The 22,417-nt window shown below is 70.8% G+C and carries 24 protein-coding genes and 1 tRNA gene; 10 read left to right on the forward strand and 15 right to left on the reverse strand.

Translation table 11 applies throughout. The features are described from left to right. On the reverse strand, positions 1 to 249 hold a 249-nt coding region (locus tag Q0D57_RS14215; RefSeq protein ID WP_291045185.1), incomplete at its 3' end, for a squalene/phytoene synthase family protein. Beyond that, complete coding sequence (locus tag Q0D57_RS14220; RefSeq protein ID WP_291045187.1) at positions 246 to 1,316, reverse strand: polyprenyl synthetase family protein; 1,071 nt, start codon at positions 1,314 to 1,316, stop codon at positions 246 to 248. The genes Q0D57_RS14215 and Q0D57_RS14220, both read right to left, overlap by 4 nt. Before the next feature lie 46 nt (positions 1,317 to 1,362). Here Q0D57_RS14220 and idi point away from each other — a divergent pair, with 46 nt between their 5' ends. Beyond that, on the forward strand, positions 1,363 to 1,884 hold the full coding sequence (gene idi, locus Q0D57_RS14225; RefSeq protein WP_291045189.1) for an isopentenyl-diphosphate Delta-isomerase: 522 nt from the start codon (positions 1,363 to 1,365) through the stop codon (positions 1,882 to 1,884). A 76-nt stretch (positions 1,885 to 1,960) separates the two neighbouring features. Then, positions 1,961 to 3,391 carry an alanine--tRNA ligase-related protein gene (locus Q0D57_RS14230; RefSeq protein WP_291045191.1) on the forward strand — a complete coding sequence of 477 codons (1,431 nt, stop codon included), beginning with the start codon at positions 1,961 to 1,963 and terminating at the stop codon, positions 3,389 to 3,391. 12 nt (positions 3,392 to 3,403) lie between these two features. Here Q0D57_RS14230 and dcd read toward each other — a convergent pair whose 3' ends face one another. Beyond that, entirely contained in the window at positions 3,404 to 4,009 is a 606-nt protein-coding gene (gene dcd, locus Q0D57_RS14235) for a dCTP deaminase (RefSeq protein ID WP_291045193.1), read from the reverse strand. 64 nt (positions 4,010 to 4,073) lie between these two features. On the opposite strand from dcd, the gene Q0D57_RS14240 reads away from it, so the two are divergent. From Q0D57_RS14240 to Q0D57_RS14270, 7 genes are all read left to right on the forward strand, one after another. After that, positions 4,074 to 4,147: transfer RNA gene (locus tag Q0D57_RS14240), tRNA-Gly, on the forward strand. A gap of 43 nt (positions 4,148 to 4,190) precedes the next feature. Beyond that, positions 4,191 to 4,604 (forward strand): hypothetical protein, encoded by a 414-nt coding sequence (locus Q0D57_RS14245; protein WP_291045195.1) that lies wholly within the window; start codon positions 4,191 to 4,193, stop codon positions 4,602 to 4,604. Beyond that, the gene (locus Q0D57_RS14250; protein ID WP_291045197.1) at positions 4,601 to 5,554 is read left to right on the forward strand and encodes a nucleoside hydrolase; all 954 of its coding nucleotides are present in this window, start codon (positions 4,601 to 4,603) and stop codon (positions 5,552 to 5,554) included. The genes Q0D57_RS14245 and Q0D57_RS14250 overlap by 4 nt, the downstream gene beginning before the upstream one ends. Then, entirely contained in the window at positions 5,551 to 6,639 is a 1,089-nt protein-coding gene (locus tag Q0D57_RS14255; protein WP_291045201.1) for an MBL fold metallo-hydrolase, read from the forward strand. The genes Q0D57_RS14250 and Q0D57_RS14255 overlap by 4 nt, the downstream gene beginning before the upstream one ends. Further along, entirely contained in the window at positions 6,639 to 7,301 is a 663-nt protein-coding gene (locus tag Q0D57_RS14260; protein WP_291045203.1) for a dienelactone hydrolase family protein, read from the forward strand. Before Q0D57_RS14255 ends, Q0D57_RS14260 begins: the two co-directional genes overlap by 1 nt. 11 nt (positions 7,302 to 7,312) lie before the next feature. After that, positions 7,313 to 7,615: a DUF2470 domain-containing protein gene (locus Q0D57_RS14265; protein ID WP_291045205.1), complete on the forward strand. Its 303-nt coding sequence runs from the start codon at positions 7,313 to 7,315 to the stop codon at positions 7,613 to 7,615. A gap of 81 nt (positions 7,616 to 7,696) precedes the next feature. After that, positions 7,697 to 8,350 (forward strand): biliverdin-producing heme oxygenase, encoded by a 654-nt coding sequence (locus tag Q0D57_RS14270; RefSeq protein WP_291045207.1) that lies wholly within the window; start codon positions 7,697 to 7,699, stop codon positions 8,348 to 8,350. Between the two features lie 86 nt (positions 8,351 to 8,436). Here the strand turns inward: Q0D57_RS14270 and Q0D57_RS14275 are convergent, their stop codons facing one another. From Q0D57_RS14275 to Q0D57_RS14285, 3 genes are all read right to left on the reverse strand, one after another. Then, on the reverse strand, positions 8,437 to 10,548 hold the full coding sequence (locus Q0D57_RS14275) for a YhgE/Pip family protein (RefSeq protein WP_291045209.1): 2,112 nt from the start codon (positions 10,546 to 10,548) through the stop codon (positions 8,437 to 8,439). After that, entirely contained in the window at positions 10,545 to 13,571 is a 3,027-nt protein-coding gene (locus Q0D57_RS14280; RefSeq protein WP_291045211.1) for an MMPL family transporter, read from the reverse strand. The genes Q0D57_RS14275 and Q0D57_RS14280 overlap by 4 nt, the downstream gene beginning before the upstream one ends. Positions 13,572 to 13,638: 67 nt before the next feature. Then, positions 13,639 to 14,919: a DEAD/DEAH box helicase gene (locus Q0D57_RS14285; protein WP_291045213.1), complete on the reverse strand. Its 1,281-nt coding sequence runs from the start codon at positions 14,917 to 14,919 to the stop codon at positions 13,639 to 13,641. 56 nt (positions 14,920 to 14,975) lie between these two features. On the opposite strand from Q0D57_RS14285, the gene Q0D57_RS14290 reads away from it, so the two are divergent. Next, the gene (locus Q0D57_RS14290) at positions 14,976 to 16,022 is read left to right on the forward strand and encodes a hypothetical protein (RefSeq protein WP_291045215.1); all 1,047 of its coding nucleotides are present in this window, start codon (positions 14,976 to 14,978) and stop codon (positions 16,020 to 16,022) included. On the opposite strand, the gene Q0D57_RS14295 is transcribed toward Q0D57_RS14290, so the two are convergent. From Q0D57_RS14295 to Q0D57_RS14335, 9 genes are all read right to left on the reverse strand, one after another. Further along, on the reverse strand, positions 16,019 to 17,071 hold the full coding sequence (locus tag Q0D57_RS14295) for a putative zinc-binding metallopeptidase (RefSeq protein ID WP_291045217.1): 1,053 nt from the start codon (positions 17,069 to 17,071) through the stop codon (positions 16,019 to 16,021). The genes Q0D57_RS14290 and Q0D57_RS14295 overlap by 4 nt on opposite strands. Beyond that, on the reverse strand, positions 17,068 to 19,035 hold the full coding sequence (locus Q0D57_RS14300; RefSeq protein WP_291045219.1) for a cytochrome c oxidase assembly protein: 1,968 nt from the start codon (positions 19,033 to 19,035) through the stop codon (positions 17,068 to 17,070). The genes Q0D57_RS14295 and Q0D57_RS14300 overlap by 4 nt, the downstream gene beginning before the upstream one ends. A gap of 107 nt (positions 19,036 to 19,142) precedes the next feature. Further along, positions 19,143 to 19,430, reverse strand: a complete 288-nt coding sequence (locus tag Q0D57_RS14305; protein ID WP_022897485.1) for an HU family DNA-binding protein — start codon at positions 19,428 to 19,430, stop codon at positions 19,143 to 19,145. Between the two features lie 102 nt (positions 19,431 to 19,532). Then, positions 19,533 to 19,838, reverse strand: coding sequence for a 30S ribosomal protein S14 (gene rpsN, locus Q0D57_RS14310; protein WP_290805300.1), 306 nt, complete (start codon positions 19,836 to 19,838; stop codon positions 19,533 to 19,535). Positions 19,839 to 19,842: 4 nt separating this feature from the next. Then, entirely contained in the window at positions 19,843 to 20,010 is a 168-nt protein-coding gene (rpmG, locus tag Q0D57_RS14315; RefSeq protein ID WP_259525653.1) for a 50S ribosomal protein L33, read from the reverse strand. Then, complete coding sequence (gene rpmB, locus Q0D57_RS14320; RefSeq protein WP_259525652.1) at positions 20,010 to 20,246, reverse strand: 50S ribosomal protein L28; 237 nt, start codon at positions 20,244 to 20,246, stop codon at positions 20,010 to 20,012. The genes rpmG and rpmB overlap by 1 nt, the downstream gene beginning before the upstream one ends. 137 nt (positions 20,247 to 20,383) lie before the next feature. Further along, complete coding sequence (locus tag Q0D57_RS14325; RefSeq protein ID WP_291045224.1) at positions 20,384 to 20,776, reverse strand: transcriptional repressor; 393 nt, start codon at positions 20,774 to 20,776, stop codon at positions 20,384 to 20,386. Then, complete coding sequence (locus Q0D57_RS14330) at positions 20,773 to 21,618, reverse strand: metal ABC transporter permease (protein ID WP_291045227.1); 846 nt, start codon at positions 21,616 to 21,618, stop codon at positions 20,773 to 20,775. Before Q0D57_RS14330 ends, Q0D57_RS14325 begins: the two co-directional genes overlap by 4 nt. Beyond that, on the reverse strand, positions 21,618 to 22,417 hold an 800-nt coding region (locus Q0D57_RS14335; protein WP_291045229.1), incomplete at its 5' end, for a metal ABC transporter permease. The genes Q0D57_RS14330 and Q0D57_RS14335, both read right to left, overlap by 1 nt.

A 22,417-nucleotide genomic window follows, 5' to 3' on the forward strand; every position in this document is an offset into this window, starting at 1 on the left:
GAGGGCGTCGAGGCAGGCGGCGATCCGCTCGTGCTCGAGGTCGGCGGAGGCCGCCACGCCGTCGACGACCTCGTCGGCCAGGCGAACGAGGCCGTAGATGTTCTCCACGTCCTGCCGCACGGGGTGGGCGAGCAGCCGCGAGGCGAGGCCGAACGAGGTCGAGTAGCGGCGGATGACGATCGAGGAGGTCTCCATGGCCACCCGGTCGTAGAGCGACGGATCGCCGGAGAAGCGGCGCGCTGCGCTCATCGCACCCGGCCCAGCACCGAGGCCACGATGGGCCGGAACTCCTCGCGCACGCTCTCGGGCAGGGCGTCCGACACGAGAGCCTCCCACGCGCGGTTGGCGAAATCGCGGGCGAGCGCCTCGGCGAAGCGGCGCGACCCGATCTCCTCGAGCACGGTGCGGATGCGATCACCCTCCTGCGCGGTGAGGTCGGGGCGACCGAAGAGATCGGAGACCTCGGCCCACTGCGGCTGCCCCACGGCGTGGGCTAGCAGCACCGTGCGCTTGCCCTCGCGCAGGTCGCCGAGGGTCGTCTTGCCCGTGGCATCCTCGTCGCCGAAGACCCCGAGGAGGTCGTCGACGATCTGGTAGGCGATGCCGATGTCGCGGCCGAACGTCGACAGCGCGGCGACGGCCTCGGGCGACCCGCCCGCGAGCACGGCACCGGCGGCGAGCGGCCCTTCGAAGGAGTAGCCGGCGGTCTTCAGCGCCTCCATCTCGATGATCTCGTCGACGGTCGGCGGCTCGGCCCGGATGGAGAAGTCGACGTCGTAGAGCTCGCCCGCGGCGGAGACGAACATCGCCTCGTCGAGGATGTCGTGCAGGCGCGTGCGGAGGAGGCCGTCGACCCCCGACCTGTCGATCAGGCGGTAGGAGTTGAAGAGCGCGAGGTCGCCCGCGATGATCGCGACCGACATGCCGCGGTGCTCGGCGGTGGGCAGCGGGATGCCGGCGGTCGTGGCGATGTCGCGGTAGCTGCCGGAGACGTTGGGGCCGCCGCGCCGCACGAAGTCGCGGTCGATCACGTCGTCGTGCACGATGAGGGCGGTGTGCAGGAGCTCGAAGGCGGCACCCACATGGGCCGCGGCGTCGAGGTCGGTGCCCCCGAGGGACTCGTAGGCGGCCATGACCATGCGGGGGCGGAAGCGCTTGCCCCCCGAGGAGTTGCGTTCGAGGGTCTGCCAGAGCGCGGCGTAGGGGGCACCAAGGGCCTTCGCACGGAACTGGGAGTCGCTGAAGAATGCCGCCAGAACCCGCTCGACGTGCTGCTGTCGGCGTTCCGACACCGCGACCAGATCGTGCGTGTCCACCTTCCCCAGGTTACATGGTTGCCAAGTAATAAAGGACAATAGTGAAATGAGCGCCAAGACCGAACAGGTGATCCTCCTCTCCGACGACGGAGCTCCCATCGGCACGGCCGACAAGTTCTCGGTGCACACCGACGACACTCCCCTGCACCTCGCCTTCTCCTGCCACGTCTTCGACGACGAGGGGCGCATCCTGGTCACGCGGCGAGCGCTGTCGAAGCTCACCTGGCCCGGGGTGTGGACGAACTCGTTCTGCGGGCATCCGGCCCCGGGCGAGGATCCGCGCGAGGCCGTGCTCCGCCGGGCGCGCACCGAGCTCGGTCTCGAGATCGCCGAGCTCGAGCTCACGCTCCCCGACTTCCGCTACCTCGCCATCGACGCCTCGGGCATCGTGGAGAACGAGATCTGCCCGGTCTACATCGCGCGCGCCGCGGGCCCGATCGAGGCGAACCCGGCCGAGGTGGCCGAGTGGCGCTGGGCCGACGCGGTCGAGCTGCAGCACTCCGTCGCGCTCACGCCGTGGGCGTTCAGCCCCTGGCTCGCCCTCCAGCTCCCCCAGCTGACCCTCTGACCTCCCGGCCCGCTGACCCTCGTGGCCCCACGATGGGCGCTGCCGGGCGGGCGGTCGGCTCTGCCATGCTGAGGGCATGGACGCCCACGACATCCGCAACTCCTACCTCGCCTTCCTCGAGAAGAACGGGCACACGGTCATCGACCGCGCACCCCTCGTGCCCCGGGGCGACACCAGCACGCTCTTCAACGGCAGCGGGATGCAGTCGCTGCTCCCCTACCTGCTCGGCGCCGAGCATCCGGCCGGGCAGCGCCTGACCGACAGCCAGCCCTGCGTGCGGGCCCAGGACATCGACGACGTGGGCGACAACCGCCACACCACCTTCTTCGAGATGCTCGGCAACTGGTCGCTCGGCGACTACTTCAAAGAGGAGCAGATCCGCCAGTTCTTCACGTTCCTGGTCGACATCGTGGGCCTGGACCCCGAGCACATCTACGTGACCTGCTTCATCGGCGACCCGGCCAACGGCATCCCGCGCGACGACGAGGCCGCCGGCATCTGGGCGACCGTCTTCGGCGAGCGCGGCGTCTCGAACGGCATCGCCGAGATCGGCTCGCAGGAGGACGGGGACCGGCGCGGCGTGCTCCCCGGCGAGCGCATCTTCTTCTACGACGGCGGCGAGAACTGGTGGTCGCGCGGCGGATCGCTCGAGGCGACGCCCATCGGCGACCCGTGCGGCCCCGACAGCGAGGTGTTCTACGACTTCGGGGCGGAGCACCAGGATCCCGCCTACGGCAAGGCGCACCCCGCGAGCGACGGCGGCCAGTTCATGGAGATCGGCAACCAGGTGTTCATGCAGTACCGGCGCCTGCCCGACGGGAGCTTCGAGGAGCTCGCCAAGCGGAACGTCGACTTCGGCGGTGGGCTCGAGCGCATCGCGGCCGCGTCGATCGGCTCGGACGACGTGTTCCGCATCTCGCTGCTCTGGCCCATCATCGCCAAGCTCGAGGAGCTCACCGGCCGCTCCTACGACGACGAGACCGCCTCGATGCGGATCATCGCCGACCACCTCCGTGGCGCGACCTTCCTCGCGGTCGACGGCGTGCGGCCCTCCAACAAGGAGCAGGGCTACGTGATGCGCCGGCTGCTGCGCCGCGCCATCCGCCTCGCCCTCTCGCTCGGGCTCACCGAGAACTTCTTCGCCGAGATCGTGCCGGTGATCGCCGACCTCTACGCCGCCGACTACCCCGAGGTGGCGGCGTCGCGCGACGAGGTCGTGGCGGTGCTCGTGAAGGAGGAGAACTCGTTCCGGCGCACGCTCGAGGGCGGTCTCGTGGCTCTCGCGGAGTACCAGGGCGGCACGCTCACGGGCACGGACGTGTTCCGGCTCTCGGACACCCACGGGTTCCCGAAGGAGCTGTCGGTCGAGGAGGCCAGGCGTCTCGGCATCGAGGTGGCCGCCGACTGGGAGGCCGCCTTCGCCGAGGCGCTCGAGGAGCAGCGTGCCCGGTCGCGCGGCGCGACGCGGCTCGGTGCGGCGGGGCTGCCGGGCGGCGCGCACCAGTAGGGGCGCGGGTCTCTAGCCGCCGAGGCTGCCGTCGTCGGTGGCCGACACGTCGGTGCGGTGGAAGTTGAGGTGCGAGCGCGAGGCCGTCGGCCCCCGCTGGCCCTGGTAGCGCGAGAGGTACTCGCTCGAGCCGTAGGGCTTCTCGGTGGGGCTCGAGAGCTGGAAGAAGCAGAGCTGGCCGATCTTCATGCCCGGCCAGAGCTTGATCGGCAGCGTCGCCACGTTCGACAGCTCGAGCGTGACGTGCCCCGAGAAGCCGGGGTCGATGAAGCCGGCGGTCGAGTGGGTGAGGAGCCCGAGCCGGCCGAGCGAGCTCTTGCCCTCGAGCCGGGCGGCGATGTCGTCCGGCAGTCCCACGCGCTCGTAGGTGGCGCCGAGCACGAACTCACCGGGGTGCAGGATGAAGGGCTCGTCGGGCTTCGCCTCGATCAGGCGGGTGAGCTCGGGCTGATCCTCGGCGGGATCGATGAAGGGGTACTTGTGGTTGTCGAACAGCCGGAAGTAGCGGTCGAGCCGCACGTCGACCGACGAGGGCTGCACCATCGCCTCCTCGAACGGCTCGAGGCTGACGCGGTTCTCACGGATCTGGGTGCGGATGTCGCGGTCGGAGAGGAGCACGCAGTCAGTGTAGCGGCGCGTCCACGCGCTATGATGGCTCTCGTCCGCGCTCAGGCCGGACGTCGCGGATGTAGTTCAATGGTAGAACTTCAGCTTCCCAAGCTGATAGCGCGGGTTCGATTCCCGTCATCCGCTCCACGAGACATTCGCCATCGGGTGCTCCAGGGAGCAGGATGTGTTCATGACTCCTCCGAAGAAGCGCTCCGTCGCCCGCACGCTCGGCCGGGTGGGCCTCGGGCTCGCCCTCGTGTTCGCGGGGGTCAGCCACCTCACGTTCGCGCGCGACGACTTCAAGGCGCAGGTGCCCGGGTTCGCGAAGGAGCTCGCACCCAAGGGCGAGGACCAGGTCGTGCTCGCCTCGGGCGTCGCCGAGATCGCCCTCGGGCTGTCGTTCCTCGTGCTGCCGAAGCAGAAGGAGGCCGTGGGGAATGTCGCCGCCGTGTTCTTCAGCGCGATCTTCCCCGGCAACGTCTCGCAGTGGGTGAACCGCCGCAGCGCGTTCGGGCTCGACACCGACGGCAAGCGGTTCGCGCGCCTGTTCTTCCAGCCGGGGCTCGTGGCCCTGGCCCTCTGGTCGACCCGCACTCCGCGATGACCTGGCGCGTCATCCTCGACGTCGACACCGGGGTCGACGACGCGATGGCGATCCTCATGGCGGTCGCGCATCCGGAGATCGAGGTGCTCGGCATCACATGCGTTGAGGGGAATACATCGGTCGACAACGTCGTGGCGAACACGCTGGCCGTGCTCGACGCCGCTGGCGCCCCTGACATTCCGGTCGCTGCGGGGGCCCGCAGGCCGCTGATCGAGCCGTCGCGGCCGTCGCACGTTCATGGCTCAGACGGCATGGGCGATCTCGGGCTCCCCCGCTCGGCCAGGTCCGCCGACCCCCGGCACGCGATCGACCTCCTGCACGACCTGCTGATGCAGAGTGATGCTCCGGTCACGATCATCGCCCTCGCCCCGCAGACGAACCTGGCGCTGCTGCTCCGCCAGCACCCCGAGGTGGCCGACCGCATCGAGCGGATCCTCTTCATGGGCGGCTCCGCGTCCGGCGGCAACGCCACCCCCGTCGCCGAGTTCAACGTCTGGCACGACCCCGAGGCCGCCGCGATCGCTCTCGATGCCGGCGTGCCCGCCTTCATGTACGGGCTCGACGTCTTCAACCAGGTCACCATCGACGAAGCGGATGCGGACGCGCTCCGCGACGGCCCCACCGCCTCCGGCCGGCTCGCGGGGGCGCTGCTGCACTTCCAGATGGCCGACGACCCCGTGAACTCCTCCTACGGAGGGCACATCGGGGATGCCGGAGCAGTGTGCGCCCTCGTCGACCCGGGGGCCCTGCACGTGGAGCGCCTCCCCGTGCGGGTCGAGCTCGCCGGGCACAGCCGCGGTCAGACGGTCGTCGACCGGCGGCAGCGGGCGGGAGAGGACACCGTCCACGGCGACGGACCGGCGGCCGCGCATCCGATCGATGTCGCCCTGGACGTCGACGTGCCCCGCTTCGCCCGGCTCTTCCTCGACACGATCGCCCGACTGCCGTGACCCCCGGCCGCCCCGCGCACCTCCTCCGGCCCCTCCAGGCCCTCGACCCTGAGGAGCAGCGCGCCGAGGCGGAGGGCGGAGGCGTGCCACGGGCCAAGACGATCGGGCCGGGCCTCTGGATGCTGCCGCAGCCCACCGGGCTGGAGCATCCGCCCCGCTTCACGCTGAGCTACCTCCTCGAGGACGAGCGGGGCGGGCTCCACCTCGTCGACCCCGGTGTCGACGACGCCGGCGGCGCCAACCGCGCCCGCCTGAGCGCCCTGCTCACGTGCACCGGGCACTCCGAGGCCGATCTGGCCGGAACGATCGTGACCCACCTCCACGTCGACCACCTCGCCCTCGCCGAGCACCTGCAGCGCGAGCACGGCGTGCCGCTCGCCCTGCACCGGGCCGACCAGGAGGCGGCCAGACGGCTGGCCGAGGCGGAGCCCTCGCGGGCGGCCACGACGAGGGCGCGACTGGGGGAGTGGGGAGTGCCCGACCAGGCGCGACAAGCCCTCGAAGCCGCGGCGGCCGGCATGGCCGACTCCGGCGTGCAGCGCACCCGTGCCGTGAACGCCGACGTGCTGCTCGACGACGACCAGCTGCTCGAGATCCCCGGCCGGGCGCTCCGCGTGCTGCCGACTCCGGGCCACACCCCCGGTCACATCGCCCTCGTCGACACGACCGAGCGGATGCTCTTCACGGGCGACCACCTGCTGCCCACGATGTTCCCCGGGATCGGCCTCGGCGGCCCCACTCCCGACGCGATCGGCGACTACCTGCGCTCCCTCGAGGCACTCGAGCCGTTCGCCAGGGTCGAGACCGCCGACGACCCTGGGTACCAGGTGCTGCCCGGCCACGGCTACCGCTTCACGGGCCTCGCCGAGCGCGTGGACACCACGAGGCGCCACCACCTCCGCCGCTCGCAGGAGGTGGCCGCCGTGCTCGCGCGGGCTCCGGATGCCTCGATCTGGCAGAACGCCGAGCGCATCCACTGGACGGCCGGCTTCGAGAACCTGGCGGGCTTCCACCTGCTCTCGGCGCTCGCCCAGACCGCGATGCACCGCACCCACCTGGCCATCGAGCGGGCGGAGGGGCGCTGATGCCCGAGTTCGTCGACATCCCCTCGCCCGGCTGGCCGCTCGAGTTCGGCCAGGCCGGCCGGCCCGTCGTGGTGATCGTGCACGACGCCTACGGCCGGCTGCCCTACCTCGAGGCCTACGCGCGGGCCCTCGCCGACCAGGGCTTCTTCGTGCAGGTGCCGGATCTCTTCGACGGCCTCGCGACGATCGATCCGGAGGGCGCCGCCGAGCTCGCGACGGGCCTCGACGAGGGCTTCGCCGTGGCGGCGCTCGAGACCGCCCTCGATCTCGGCCGCGCGACCGCCGCGACAGGCCCGGATGCGCCGCGCGCCGGCGTGATCGGCCTCGGGATCGGAGGCCACCTCGCCCTCCGCCTCGCCCAGCAGGGCGCGGTGGATGCGGTCGTGGTCTACTACGCCTCCCTCACCGAGGAGGAGGCCGGCCTCATCCCCTGCCCCGTGCTCGTGCACCGCCCCGACGACCCGCGCTGGCCGCAGGGGCACGACGCCGACGAGTTCCTCAGCCGCCTCAAGGAGCACGGCACCCCCGTGACCCAGCACCGCTACTCCGGCACCACCGAGGGATTCGCGAACGCCACCGTGCAGACGCTGCTCGACCGGAACGCCGCCGCGCTGTCGTTCGCCCGCTCGACCTATTTCCTGCAGGCTCAGCTCCTGGACTAGCGTGTGGTGCCGTGACCACTTTCTCGCCTGACATCGTCGACGCCATCCTCCGCCACATGAACGGCGACCACACCGACGACAACCTGCTCATCGCCCGCGCCTTCGTCGACCCCGCCGCCGAGTCGGCCACAATGACGGGCCTCGACGGCGACGGGGGAGTGTGGGACGTGACGATCGGCGGAGCCGTGCGGAGCGCATCCGTCACCTGGCCCGCCGGCCCCATCACCGAGCGCGGCGAGGTGCGCCGCGAGATCGTGGCGCTCTACGACGGCGCCTGCGCGGCCCTCGGAATCGAGCCCCGGCCGCATTCGTAACAAACTCGTAGGATTTCCGGCGCGTTCCTCCGCTAAAGTTAGGGCACACTAACTTCGTCTCGAGCGTCTTGGACTGATCGTATGGCTGCTGTAATCCCCTTCTCGCAAGCTCTCCGTGAGCGCACCTGGACCGGTCACAGCGACTCCGAGGGTGCGGGCTTCATGACCGACCTGATGAGCGGCAAGGGCACGCGGGACGACTACATCGCGCTCGTGGCCCAGCACTTCTTCATCTACGAGGCCCTCGAGGCCGCGGCCGACCGCATGAAGAACGATCCGGTGGCCGCCGCGTTCATCTCGCCCAAGCTCACGCGCCTCCCCGCCATCGTGGAGGACCTGCGCTTCCTGATCGGCGACGACTGGCGCGACCAGATCACCCCGCTGCCCACCACCGCCCGCTACGTGCAGCGCATCAACGAGGTCGCGGCCACCTGGAACGGCGGTTTCATCGCCCACCACTACACCCGCTACCTCGGCGATCTCTCGGGCGGGCAGATCATCCGCACCCTCATGCAGCGCCAGTTCGGCTTCGAGACCAACGGCGTGGGCTTCTACCTCTTCGGCGACATCGCCAAGCCGAAGGAGTTCAAGGAGACCTACCGCACCCAGCTCGACGCCGTCGACTGGGACGACGCGGAGCGCGACCGCGTGATCGACGAGGTGCTCGTGGCCTACCGCTTCAACACCGAGCTCTTCCTCGACCTCGCCGACGCGAAGGCCGCCCAGGTCGCCTGAGCTGCGCCTCCCACGAGTGGGCATTTTCGGCTCAGGTGGGGCACGATTTCGAGCCGTTTCTGCCCACTCGTGGGAGTCGGTACGCTTCAGGCGAGCTGCGGTGCCACCGCCGGCACGGTGCTCCGTGACCTCGCCCGCGTGACCGCGACGAGCGAGAGCACGAGCCCGATCGCCGCGAACACGAGCAGCACGAGCGCCTCGCGTCCCGCCGTGGCGGGCGATCCGCCGCCGATGAGCGCCTGCATGCCCGCGATGGCATGCGACAGCGGCAGCAGCTCGGCGAGCCCGGTGTAGAGCGGAGAGCTCAGCCCGTTCGGCACGATCACCGCGGCGGCCGCGACCTGCACCACCACGAGCGCGAGCGAGATCAGCCGCCCGGCCTGCCCGAACAGCGCCACGAGCCCCTGGTGCAGCATCACGAAGCTGATCGACATCACGAACGAGAACAGGATGGCTCCGGCCAGGTGGGCGGGCTGGGCGCCCACCGCGAAGAGCACCACGGCCACGACCGCGGCCTGCACGAGCGCGAGCAGCGCCGCGGGCACGAGGGAGCCGATCACCACCCGGAAGGTCGACGCGGTCGACGCGAGGTCGCGGCGCCCGAACGGCGCGAGCAGGAGGTAGATCGCGAACGCGCCGATCCAGAGCGCGAGCGGCACGGCGACGGCGCCGATGGCCGCCGCGGGGGAGGGCGGCGCCTTCAGGTCGCTCTGCTCAGTCACGATCGGCTGGGCGACCACGGTCGAGATGGTGGTCTGCTGATCGGTCGTGTAGCTCGGGATCTGCGCGGCGGCCTCGCCGAGCCCGGTGGCCAGCTCGCCCATCTTGCCGGCGAGCTCCGTCGTGCCGCCCGCGATGCCCGATGCCGCAGTCGAGAGATCGCCGAGGCCCTTGGCGAGGCCTGCCGTGCCGAGCGCCAGCTCGTCGGTGCCGTCGGCGACCGTGGTGAGGGTGGTCGTGAGCAGGGGCAGGTCGGCCGCGAAGGCGGCGCTGCCGGTGCTGACCTGGGCGGAGAACGCCTCGAGTCCCGTGACGCCGAGCGCGTCGAAGCCGAGTCCGAGGGTGACCCCGAAGGAGGCCACGCGGATGCCGGCGGCGGTGTCCTGCAGACCGGCCAGACGCGCCTGGATCTCGTCGGTGGTCAGGTCGGGCACGGCCGCGCTGAGCGCCGCGATGTCGGCCTCGAGATCCTTCTGCCGCTGGTCGATCGCGTAGCTCTCGAGGGTCTCCTCGGCGAGACGGTCCTTCACGAGCGCGATGCCGTCGGTCACCCCGGTCGACCCGGCGGCGATGTAGCCGGCGTAGACCGGCAGATCCTCGGTGCCGACCGCGATCTCGCGCATCCCCACGGCGAGGCCCTGCACGGCCGTGTTCAGGTCGGTGCCGCCCTTCGCCGCGCCGGCGGCACCGGTCGCGAGGTCACCGGTGTAGCCGGCGAGGGTGTTCGCGCCCTGCGCGAGCAGGCCGGCTCCGTCTGCGGCCTGGCCGAGCTGCGTGCTGAGCTCCGTGAAGGCCCCGAGGGTGCCCGTCACGTACTGCTCGGTCGCCTTCGTGGAGAGGGTGGCCTGCAGGTCGGTCGAGAGCGCGCTGGCGAGCAGGCCCGTCACGTAGCTGTTCGCGCCGTTGGTCTGCACGTCGAGCTGCGCCTGCACGGGGTCGCTCGTGGCGGTCGAGACGTAGGCGGCCGAGAAGTCGGCGGGCACCGTGACGACGGCGGCGAACTGCCCCGAGGCGAGGCCGGCCGACGCGGTGTCGGCGTCGGTGACGGTCCAGCTGAAGCCCTGGCCCGAGGTGCCCGCGGTGAGCTCGCTCACGAGGCCCTTGCCGGCGGCCACGGGCGTGCCCGCCTGGTTCGGGTTCGACGGGTCGGCGGGCACGATCGCGCCGTCGTCGAGGTAGACGATGGCGTCGAGGTTCACGACAGCGGCCGGAAGCAGGGGAGCGGCGGCCGCGTCGGAGCCGGCGGCCGGGCCGGGCGTGCCCGTCGACGTCGGCGAGGGCGTGGGCGTGCCGGTCGACGTCGGCGCGGGGAGGGCGCCGGCGGCCGCATTCGCGGAGGGGTCGGAGTGCAGCGCGGTCACGGCGACACCCGCGATGAGCAGCGGCGTCAGCACGGCGAGCACCACGGCCACTCGCCGCGCGAGCGGTGAGAGTGCGCCGCTGTCACCGCGGCGCACGAGGGAGCGGAGGCTCGTCATGCGGTCACCTCTTCTCGGGGGTTCTGGTCGGTGGGCGAGTCGGGGCCCTCCGGATGCTCGGGGCCGGCTGACGACGGAGGCGCCAGGGGAGCGGGCGGTTCCGGCTTCACCGCGGCGAGCGCGATCACGTGCACCGGCCGCGTGCCCGCCTCGAGGCGGGCGCCGTGGTGCGCCACCACGAGGGTGGTCTCGAGCGGGAGCGCCTGGTCGATCACGGCGAGCGCGTGCTGCAGGTGGGCGGTCGGGATGCCCGTGGCATCGACGGCGATCAGCCGCACCCGCGCCGCGCGCCGCCGACCGACAGAGGGGGATCCCGCTCCGGCGGAGGCCGTGGCGACGGCGACCTGGCGGATCCACTCCGCGGCGAGCTCGCGACCCCACAGCTCGCGGAGCTCCTCGCCGACCTCGTGCTCGAGTCGCTCCACCACGCTGAGCGCGCCGGTGGGCAGTCGCCGGAGCGGCACGCGCTCCGGCAGCAGGTCGCCCTCGACGGGCCGCGCCACCAGCACGCTGTGCCGGCGGAGGACGGCCGCGTGCACCGGCAGCGGCCGGTCGAGCACCCGCAGGTGGCCCTCGAGCAGTCGCTGGCGACCGGTGATGGCCGCGGCGACGGCTTCCGGATGCGTGCCGGCGGATCCGGTGACCACCACGAGCGATCCGGTCTCGGCGCGCACCGAGAACGGCGCCACGAGAGCGCCCTCGGCGGCGGCCTCCACCACGGCGCGCTCGGCGGCCACGGCGAACGGCCGCGCATCGCCGGCGCCGGAATCCGCGCTCACGCCTGCGTCATCCGCTGCATCCGGCGCATCCACCGCAGCCGCCCCGCCCACGAGCGGCCGCCAGGCCACCGCGTCAAGCATCTCGCGCACGCCCTCACCCTCGAGGTCGACGTTCGGCAGCACCCGCTCGAGCCCCTTCGGGATGGCCCAGCCCACCCGGCCGAGCAGCATCATGAGCGCGGGGATGAAGGTCATGCGCACGAGGAAGGCGTCGATGAACACGCCGGCCGCGAGCCCGAGGGCGATCGGCTGCAGGATGGCGTTGCCGCCCGGCACGAACGACGCGAAGACCGCGAACATGATGCAGGCCGCCGCGGTCACGACGCGGGCCGCCCCGATGAAGCCGTGCGTGACCGAGTAGCGCGCATCCCCGGTCTTCACGAACTCCTCGCGCATGCGCGAGACGAGGAACACCTGGTAGTCCATGGCGAGGCCGAAGAGCACGGCCATCAGGAGGATGGGGAAGAAGCTGATCACCGGGCCCACCTTCGCCACGCCGAACACGTCGGCGAGCCAGCCCCACTCGAACACCGCGGTGACGATGCCGAACGACGCGGCCACCGAGAGCAGGTAGCCGATGGTGGCCGAGATCGGCACGGCGAGCGAGCGGAACACGATCGTGAGCAGGATGATGCAGAGCCCCACCACGACCACGGCGAACGGCAGCAGGGCGTCGGCGAGCTGCGCGGAGACGTCGATGCCGAGAGCGGTCTGCCCGGTCACCATGTAGGTGAAGTCGTTGGCCTCCTCGAACGCGGGTGCGGCATCCCGGATGGTGTGCACGAGCTGCTCGGTCTGCACGCTGTCGGGCGCGCTCGAGGGGATGATCGAGACGATGGCCATGTCGAGCGTGGGGTTGGGGATGGCCTTGCTCACGCTCGCCACGTCGGCGAGGCCGCTGAACTGGCTCTCGAGGGCGTCGAGGGCGGGGGCGAGGTCGGTGATGGTCGAGATGTCGGCCGTGATGAGCAGGGGCCCGTTGAAGCCGGCCCCGAACCCGTCGGTGAGCTGCTCGTAGCCCTCGCGCGACATCGAGCCCTCGGGGTTGTAGCTCGCGTCGGGGAGGGTGAGCCGGAGCGACGCGGCCGGCAGCGCGACGATCACGAGGCCGACGACCACCACCACGACCGTGATGACGGGCTTCGCGGTGGCGAGCGCCACCCAGCGGGCGCCGAGGGTGCGCTTGGTCGAGGTGGGGTCGCTCGAGGCGAGCTCGCGCCTGGCGGCACGGGAGGTGGGCTTCGGGATGAGCCGGCGCCCGAAGAGACCGAGCACGGCGGGCAGCAGGGTGAGTGCCACGAGCACGGCGATGACGACGGAGATGGCGGCGCCCACCCCCATGACCGTGAGGAACGGGATCTGCACCACCGAGAGCCCGAGCAGGGCGATGATGACGGTGAGGCCCGCGAAGACCACGGCGCTGCCGGCGGTGGCGACGGCTGTGGCCGCCGACTCCTTCGGATCCATGCCGTGGATGAGCTGCGTGCGGTGCCTGGCCACGATGAAGAGCGCGTAGTCGATGCCGACGGCGAGGCCGAGCATGGTGGCGAGCAGGGGAGCGGTCGACGAGATCGAGACGAAGCCCGAGACGATCGTGATGGAGGTCGAGGTCACGGCGACGCCGATGATCGAGGTGACGAGCGGCATGCCGGCCGCCAGCAGCGAGCCGAAGGTGATGAGGAGCACGATGAAGGCCACGATGAGGCCGGCGGCCTCGGTGTAGTCGACGGCCGCCTCCGGGGCGTCGGTGACCCCTGAGAAGTAGACCTCGAGACCGTCGGTGGCGGCGTCGTCGCCGGCCGCGACCACGGCCTCGTTCTGCGCCGCCGTCAGCTCGGTGGAGGCCACGTCGTACTGCACCGTGGCGTAGGCCATCGTGCGGTCGTCGTTGATCTGGGCCGTCGCGTTCGCGGAGAACGGGCTCGTGACGCTCGTGACGTGCTCGAGCGGTGTGAGAGCGGTGACCGCCGCCCCGATCTGATCCTCGAAGTCGTCGACGGTGCTGCCGGCCGGAGGAACGAAGATGACCTTCGCCGAGCCGCCCGACGCCGCGGCGAACCGCTGGTCGAGCATGTCGATGGCCGTCTGCGACTCGGTTCCCGGGATGGCGAACGACGACGACATCGTGCCGCCGAGCGCACCCGCGCCGGTGATGGCGAGGCCGAGCACGACGACCCAGCCCACGATCACGGCGATGCTCCGTCGTGCGGCGAATCGGCCGATGCGGTACAGCAGTGTAGCCATGTCTGTCCCCTCCTCTCGAAGGGTACCGGTCGCCGGAGGCGGCCCGAGGCCCAGGTCACGCCCCCGTTCAGGGGGTCGGAGGGCCCGCCCGCCTCGCCATGAACGACTGCACGGCCGGGTCGACGATGATGTCGGAGGGGCGGAGCGGGCGCGTGAGGTAGAGGCCGTCGAGGGAGGTGAGGCGGGAGAGCGCCACGTAGGTCTGCCCGGGGCTGAACACGCGGCTGCCGAGGTCGACGACCGCCTCGTCGTAGGTCTGGCCCTGCGACTTGTGGATGGTGACGGCCCAGGCCAGGCGCAGCGGGAACTGCGTGAACTCGCCGATCACCTCCTTGGTGAGCTTCTTCGACTCGGCCGAGTAGGAGTAGCGGTGCTTCTCCCAGGCCACCGGGTCGACCTCGTGCACCTCGCCGTCGACCTCCACCCACACCGTCGACGAGATCTTCGTGACCGTGCCGACGGTGCCGTTCACCCAGCGCTGCTCGGCGTCGTTGCGGAGGAACATCACCTGGGCGCCGACCTTCAGCTCGAGCTTCTCGTCGGCCGGATAGGCGCGGCCCCCGAAGTCGCCCGAGATCTCGGCCTTGGCCGACAGCACGCGGCCGGGCAGTCGACCGAGCGCCGACTGGTTGATGCGGTTGACGGAGTCGTTGCGCGTGGCGAGGGTGATGGCGCTCGGGGGAGCGGGCGAGCGCGCACCCGTGCTGTTGAGCACGTCGGCGATCTCCTTGGTGACCATGCCGAAGCGCACGGCGTTGAGCATGAACTTGAACTGGTCGTCGTGCTGGCGGTGGATCTCGGTGAGCTCGACGATCTCGAGCTCCGTCTCCTCCCACACCTTGGCGTCGAAGAACCACATCGAGCGGTAGTGGTCTTTGAAGTAGGCCCGCTCGTCGCTGTCGCCCGGCACGGGTGCCAGCTGGTAAGGATCGCCGAACAGCACCACCTGCACGCCGCCGAAGGCCTCGAGCGGGCGCTGCCTCGCCTGGCGCAGCGATCGGTCGACCGCATCCATGAGGTCGGCGTTGACCATCGACACCTCGTCGATCACGAGCGTGTCGATGGTGTTGAGGAGCTTCTTGACCTCGCGGTTCTGCTCGATGTCGTGATCGGCCACGACCCCGATGGGCAGCTTGAAGAGGGAGTGGATGGTCTGCCCGCCCACGTTGAGCGCCGCGACCCCCGTGGGAGCCGAGATGACGAGCTGCTTCTCGGTGTTCCACGAGAGGTGGTTGAGCAGGGTCGACTTTCCCGTGCCGGCCCGACCGGTGACGAAGACGTGGCTGCGCGTGCCCTCGATGAGGTCGAACACCCGCTGCTGCTCGGCCGAGAGGGTGGGACGTGCCATCAGGCCAATCTACCGCGCCGCCGGGCGGGATCCCGGCCGCCGCCTAAACTGTGCACATGGATCCGGCCGTTGTGGACAAGCGCACAGCGCTGCACCGCTCGATCGTGATCTACACCGGTCTGCTGCTGCTCACGCTGGCCGCGGTGTTCGCCGCCATCGGCATCCTCAACCGCGAGCTCTACAGCGCCTCCTCCTTCGTGCGCATGTACCTCGAGGCCCTGGCCGACCACGACGTCGACGCGGCCCTCGCCACCCCGGGGGTCGATCTCGGCACCGATGACGAGCCGGGCACGGGCTCGGCCTCGCTCGTGGTCCCGGATGCGCTCAGCCGCCTCGAGGCGATCAGCGAGGTCAGCGACACCGAGATCGTGCCCGGCCGGCACCGCATCGTCTACTCCTACACGCTCGCCGCCGGGGGAGACGACGGCAGCGCCGCGGTGAAGGTGCCCGGCCAGACCGAGTTCGACGTGGTGCAGACCGGCACGAGCTGGCTGTTCTTCCCCGAGTGGGAGTTCTCCCGCTCACCCACGGCCCACGCGGGCATCACGGTCTCGCACGCCGCCGACATCCTGGCCGGCACCACGCGGGTGGCCGTGGGGGCGCCCGGGGAGTTCCGGGCGAGCGGAGAGTACGAGCTGCTCGTGCCGAGCCTCACGATGCTCTCGCACCGCTCCACCTACCTCGGTGCCCTGCCCACCCGCCTCACCGCCACCAAGCCCTCCGCGAGTGTGAGCGCGATCGTCGACGTGCAGCCCACCACCACGTTCGTGAGCACGGTGCAGGCGACGGTCGACGAGTTCCTCGACTCCTGCGCCGAGCAGCCGCTGCTCTACCCGCCCGGGTGCCCCTTCGGGCTCGACGTCGACGACCGCATCGCCTCCGAGCCCTCGTGGTCGATCGAGGCCTACCCCGTGCTCACGATCCTCGCCGGCCAGGAGAGCTGGGTCGTGCCCAACGCGGCGGGCGCCGCGCGCGTGAAGGTCGACATCCGCTCGCTCTTCGACGGCACGGTCTCGACGCGCGACGAGCTCGTGGCCTTCGACACGACCTTCTCGCTCTCGATCGACGCCGAGGGCGCGATCGTGTTCGGCCCCCGAGGCTAGCGCGTCCGCTGCACCAGCCGGTGCACGAAGGCGAGCTTCTTCGCCACCGGCGCGACGATCCCGAACGGATAGAGGTCGCGCAGGCCCATCGAACGGTTGACGCGGTTGAACATCAGCGAGAGCCAGCGCCAGTCCGCGAGCACAGCGTCGAAGCCCGCGTGGCGGTACGACACCCGGGGCTCGACGTCGCCGTGGTCGAAGCCGCCGATGCGCTCGGCGCGCAGCACCACACCGGCGTGCGCGGCCGTCGACAGCGTGCCCGTGATGTGCAGGTAGTGCGCGAAGGTCTCGGCGAAGTCCTCCCACGGGTGCATCGTGGCGTAGTCCGAGATGTACTCGCCGATCCAGCCCTCGGGCGCCCCGTCGCGGTAGTGCCGGTCGAGTGCGTCGCTGTAGCTCGCGCGCTCGTCGCCGAAGAGCGCCCGGCACTCGTCCCAGCGCTCGCCCGTGCCGGGGGCCGCCCCCGGCTCGTCGAGCAGGATCGGCTGGAAGTAGTGCCCGATCTCGTGCCGGAAGTGCCCGAGCATGGTGCGGTAGGGCTCGCCGAGCCGCACCCGCAGCGCCTCGCGGTGGGCGTCGAGCGACTCGGCGAGGTCGATCGTGATCACGCCGTCCGCGTGCCCGATGGTCACGGGCTTCCCGCCCACGCTCGACACGAGGTCGAACGCGAGCCCGCCCTCCTTGTCGTAGTAGGGCTCGATCGGCAGGCCGAGATCGATGAGCTGCACGAGCAGCCGCCGCTTGTCGACGGCCGCGGTCGCGAGCTTGCCGAGCGCCACCTCGTCGTCGTCCGGCGGGCGGCGCCGGGTGAGCCGGCAGCTGAGGCACTTCCCGCTCGGCTCATCGGCCTCCGCGAGCCAGTTGCAGCGCCGGGGGCGGTTCACGCACGGCTGCCACGACGCATCCTGGTCGACAGGCCGGAACGAGCCCGACGGCGGGTGGAAGCCGAGCTCGGTGGAGCAGCCGGGGCAGGGGAGCGACTCGAAGAAGACGACCGAGCCGCAGACCGGGCAGTGCGGATCGACTCCCGGATCGGCGGACTCGCTCACGGCCGGCCGTCCCGCCGCGCGAGCTCCTCGAGCATGGCGTTGTACTCGCCGAGCTCGGCCTCGTTCGTTCGGTCGGCCTTCCGGTCGAGCCGCGTGGTCTCCTTCTTGTCGCTGCGCGACCACTGCACGGCCACGATGAGCGCGAGCACGAAGGTCGGGACCTCGCCGATCGACCACGCGATGCCGCCGCCGGCCCGCTGGTCGTCGATCGCGCTCGGCCCCCAGTCGCGACCGGTGGCGCCGTACCAGTCCGAGAGCAGGAGCCCGTCGCCCTCCATGAGCGCGAGCCCGAAGAAGGCGTGGAACGCCATGGTCGCGAGCAGGAGGAGCAGCCGGAACGGGTAGGGCAGCTTGTAGGGCACCGGATCGATGCCGATCAGGGCCTGCACGAACAGGTAGCCCACGATCAGGAAGTGCACGATCATCCACTCGTGCCCGATGTGGTTCTCCATCGCCCAGCGGAAGAGCGGGGTGTAGTAGAAGGCCACGAGGCTCGTGGCGAAGAGCACGCCCGCCACGATGGGGTTCGCCACGACGGTCGCGAACTTCGAGTGCACGCCGATCAGGATCCATTCCCGGAACCCCCGCGTGCCGTCGTCGCGCTTCTTGATGGCGCGGAGGGCGAGGGTCACGGGCCCCGCGGAGACGAGCAGCACCGGGATGGCCATGCTGAGGGTCATGTGCCCGAACATGTGCATGCTGAACAGGTACTTCTCGTAGACGTTCAGGCCGCCGTTGGTCACGTAGAACAGCATCAGGAGCCCGGCCACCCAGAGCACCGAGCGGTACCACGGCCAGCGGTCGCCGCGCCGGTGCAGCCGGATGACGCCGGCCAGGTAGAACACGATCCCGAAGGCGCAGACGAGGATCCAGATGAGGTCGAAGTTCCACTGCGCGAGGAAGGTCGACGCCGTGAGCGCGGGCGGCAGCGGCTCGCCCGTGAGGATCTGCGCGGCCGTCTGCTCGGGCGGCACGGTCTCGGGGATGGGCGTGGCCGTGCGGGCGAGGGCGGCACCGAAGCCTGTGGCGATCCCCATGAAGCCGAGCTCGGCCACCACGAGCCACCAGAAGTGCCGGCGACGACCGGTGCCGGCGAGCTTCCGGATGACGAAGCGGCGGTGCACCGCCCCGAACAGGCCGAGCGCCAGGAGCGCACCGACCTTGACGAGCACGAGCAGGCCGTAGGGGGTGAGCAGGCGGTCGAGCGAGCCGATCCGGAGCTCGGCGCTCACGTAGCCGGATGCCGCCACCACGATGAAGCAGACGAGCGCCACCGACGAGTAGCGGCTCACGACCGTCACGAGGCGGGGGGTGTCGAGCCCGCGGCTGAGCAGCGCGATCACGAGCAGGCCGCCGAGCCAGGCGGCGGCGAACACGAGGTGGAGGCCGAGCGCCGCGACGGCCGCGTCGTGGCCGTCGGTGCCGGCGGCGTGCCCCTGCTGCGCCATCGGCACGAGCGCGACCACCGCGAGCACCCCCACGAACAGCAGCGCGGTGAGGTTCCGCACAGCGAAGCACAGCACGGTCACGACCGCGCCGATGAGGGTCGTGACGAGCCAGGCCTGGCCGAGCTCGATCTGGGTGAGGAACTGCCCGAGCCCCTGGCTGAACGAGTCGTCGAAGCTCAGGGCCCTGGCGGTCACGCTGAGGTAGCTGAAGAAGCCGGTGAGCGCCGAGGCGATCGTGAAGAGGGCAGCGGATGCCGCGGCGACGTCGAGGGAGCGGGTGAACGACGGGCTCTCGGGCGCGATCGCGAAGAGCGCGAGCCCGATGGCGCCGATCATGCCGGCGGCCGAGAGGTTGACGAGGAGCTTCGCGATCGGGAGCCCGTAGCGCACGACCTCGCCCGGGTCCTCGAGCAGCTGCGGGGCGGCGCCGCCGCCGATGGCGAGGCCGGTCAGCAGTGCCACGAAGGCGACCACGACGAGCGTGGCCGGCCCGGCGATGCGTACGACTCTCAGCACCTCACTACTGTACGCGGCGCATCCTGAGCACTCGCACGGTGGAGAGGCCCCCGGGAACGACGAAGGCGCCGACCGGAGTCGACGCCTTCGTGTGTGTGCAGCCCGAGTTACTTGGCGGCGGCCTTCAGCTTGGAGCCGGCCGAGATCTTGACCGAGTGACCGGCGGGGATCTCGATGGTGGCACCGGTCTGCGGGTTGCGGCCCGTGCGAGCGGCACGCGAGGTGCGCTCGACGGCGAGCCAGCCCGGGATGGTGACCTTGGTGCCGGAGGCGACCGAGTCGGCCAGCGTCGAGAAGAGAGCGTCGAGGACCTCGTTGACGGAAGCCTGCGTCTGGCCGGAAGCGGCGGCGACGGCTGCGACGAGCTCGGTCTTGTTGAGTGACTTGTCAGCCATTAAGTGTCCTCCTCGGACATTTTCGCTGCGGGTGCAGCTGTTTACATGGAACGGACCCGGCCTCGCGGGCCAGTTCGGTTGGTCTGTTCGACCGGGGGTAATTTACCAGCTGGACTTCGTGATGCCCGGCAATTCGCCCCGGTGAGCCATGTCGCGGAAACGCACACGGCTGATTCCGAACTTGGTGAGGACACCGCGGGGGCGGCCGTCGACGGCGTCGCGGCTGCGCACGCGGATCGGCGAGGCGTTGCGGGGGAGCTTCTGCAGACCGAGGCGAGCGGCTTCGCGCTCCTCGTCGGTCGACGTGGGGCTCACGAGGGCCTTCTTCAGCTCGAGGCGCTTCGCGGCGTACCGCTCCACGATGACCTTGCGCTGCTCGTTGCGGGCGATCTTGCTCTTCTTAGCCATGTGTTTACCGCTCCTCTCGGAAGTCGACGTGCTTGCGGATGACCGGGTCGTACTTCTTCAGCACGAGGCGGTCGGGGTTGTTGCGACGGTTCTTCTTGGTCACGTAGGTGTAACCGGTGCCCGCCGTCGAGCGGAGCTTGATGATGGGACGGACGTCCTGCTGCTTTGCCATTAGAGCTTGATCCCCCGAGCCTGGATGTCCTTGACCACGGACTCGATGCCGCGGGCGTCGATGACCTTGATGCCCTTGGCGCTCAGCGTCAGGGTCACGTTACGGCGGAGCGACGGCACGTAGTACGTCTTCTTCTGCACGTTCGGGTCGAAGCGCCGCTTGGTGCGACGGTGCGAGTGCGAGATGTTGTGACCGAAGCCGGGAACGGCTCCAGTCACCTGGCACACTGCTGCCATTGTTTCCTCCGTTGGTTACCGTGAAGCGAGTGCTTCACCCAAGATGACTTGTCGACAGGTCGTGCCATGCTCTTTCGAGCACCGTGCGCGACCCGCAATGGGCGGAGGATTCCACCCAACTTGTGAAGCTTACACCATCAGGCGTGCGTGGGCGGAACGCAGGCCGAGCAGAAGCCGAAGATGTCGACGACGTGCTCGGGCCGGCTGAAGCCGTGCTGCTGCGCGGTGCGGCGCGCCCACTCCTCGACCTCGTCGGCCTCGATCTCGACGGTGAGACCGCAGCTGCGGCAGATCAGGTGGTGGTGGTGCTCGAGCGAGCAGGCGCGGTAGAGCGATTCGCCCTCGGGCGACTGCAGCGAGTCGGCCTCGCCCTCCTGGGCCAGGTCGGCGAGTGCGCGGTAGACGGTGGCGAGCCCGATGTGCGAGCCCGAGTTCTTCAGCGAGGAGTGCAGTCCCTGCGCGCTCACGAAGCCCATCTGGGTGCCGAGCGCCGAGCGCACGGCCTCCCGCTGCCAGGTGTTGCGCTTCACGACCGCACCGCCTCTTCCGTTCCCGCCGACGACGTTCCGGCCGGCCGCTTCCACCGTAGCCGCTGAAGCCGGGAGATCCCCAGGGCCAGCACGAAGAACAGCGCGGCTGTGAGCGAAATCGAGGCTCCGGCCGCCACCCCGAGGCCGCGGGACGCCACGACCCCGATCACGCCCGAGAGGGCACCGATCACCGGCGCGAGCACGAAGATCTGCGTGGTGGTGCGCGCGAGCAGGCGGGCCGCGGCGGCGGGCGCGGCCACGAGCGCGAGGGCGAGGATGGCGCCGACCGCCGGCATGGCCGTGACGACCGTGATCACCACGAGGGCGAGCGTGATCGCCTCGACCACCCACTCCCGGTAGCCCGCGGCCCGGAAGCCCGCCGGGTCGAGCGTGGAGAACAGGATCTCCTTGCCGGTGAGCAGCAGCGTCACGGTCGCGACCACGAGCACCGTGGCCGTGGCCGCGAGGTCGGCGTCGGTGGCGTTGAGGATCGAGCCGATGAGGTAGCTGTCGACGTGGATGGGCAGGTCGGGGAAGAACGCCTGCAGGAACACCCCGAGGGCGAACCCGGCGGTGAGCACGACTCCGGATGCGACCTGCGAGCCCTGCCGGCGCACCCGGCCGAGCAGGGTCATCGCCATGATCAGCACGACGCTCGAGGCGAAGGCGCCGAGCATGACGTTGACGCCGAGGGCCGCCGCGAGCACGGCGCCCGGGAAGGTGGCGTGGGTGAGCGCCTGGGTGAAGAAGGCGCGGCGGCGGAGCACCACGACGGTGCCGACGAGGCCGCAGACCACGCCCAGCAGGATCGCGATCACGAGGGCGCGCTCGTAGTAGCCCATCAGCGCACCCGCCCGGCTCGGGGGTGGTCGTGGTCCATGCGCGGCACTCCGCCACCGGCGCGCGCCCGCCGGAGCGCATCCGCCGCCACCCGCACCACGAGCACCACGAGGTAGCCCGCGACCACCACGAGCACGACCGTGGCCCCGCTCGGCGCCGGGATGCCCGCCCCCACCGAGAGCGCGAAGGCCACCGAGAGCCCGAGCCACCCCGCGAGCGCCGCGAACGCGCCGGCGATGGCGAAGATCAGCCCGATCCGACCGGCCACGAGCCGGCCCACCGCACCCGGCACGATGAGCACCGCGAGCACGAGCAGGTTGCCCACGGCGTTGGAGGCCGCCACCACCACGAGCGCGATGGCCACGTTGAGCACGAGGTCGAGGCCGAGCACCCGGTAGCCCGCGGCGGCGGCTCCGGTGACGTCGAAGGCGCGGTAGACCTGGCCCTTGAGGGTGACGAGCACGAGCACGAGGGCGATGGCGGAGACGATGACGGTCTGCACGAGATCCGCGTCGGTCACCGTGAGCAGGCGGCCGAAGAGCAGCTGGTCGAGCTGCCCCACGTAGTCGCTCTGGGTGGAGACGACGATGATGCCGATCGAGAACATGCCGGTGAGCACGATGGCGGTGGGAGCATCCGACGACCCGGCCCGGCGGCTCACGAGCGTGAGCACCACGGCGGCGATCACCGCGGCCACGACGGCTCCGGCGTAGAGGCCCTCCCGGCCCGAGACGACGTAGCCGATCACGAGGCCGGGGAACACCGCGTGCACGAGCCCGTCGCTCACGAACTCGAGCGCGC

The organism is Herbiconiux sp. (assembly GCF_023264895.1).
In the GTDB taxonomy this organism is placed as follows: domain Bacteria; phylum Actinomycetota; class Actinomycetes; order Actinomycetales; family Microbacteriaceae; genus Herbiconiux.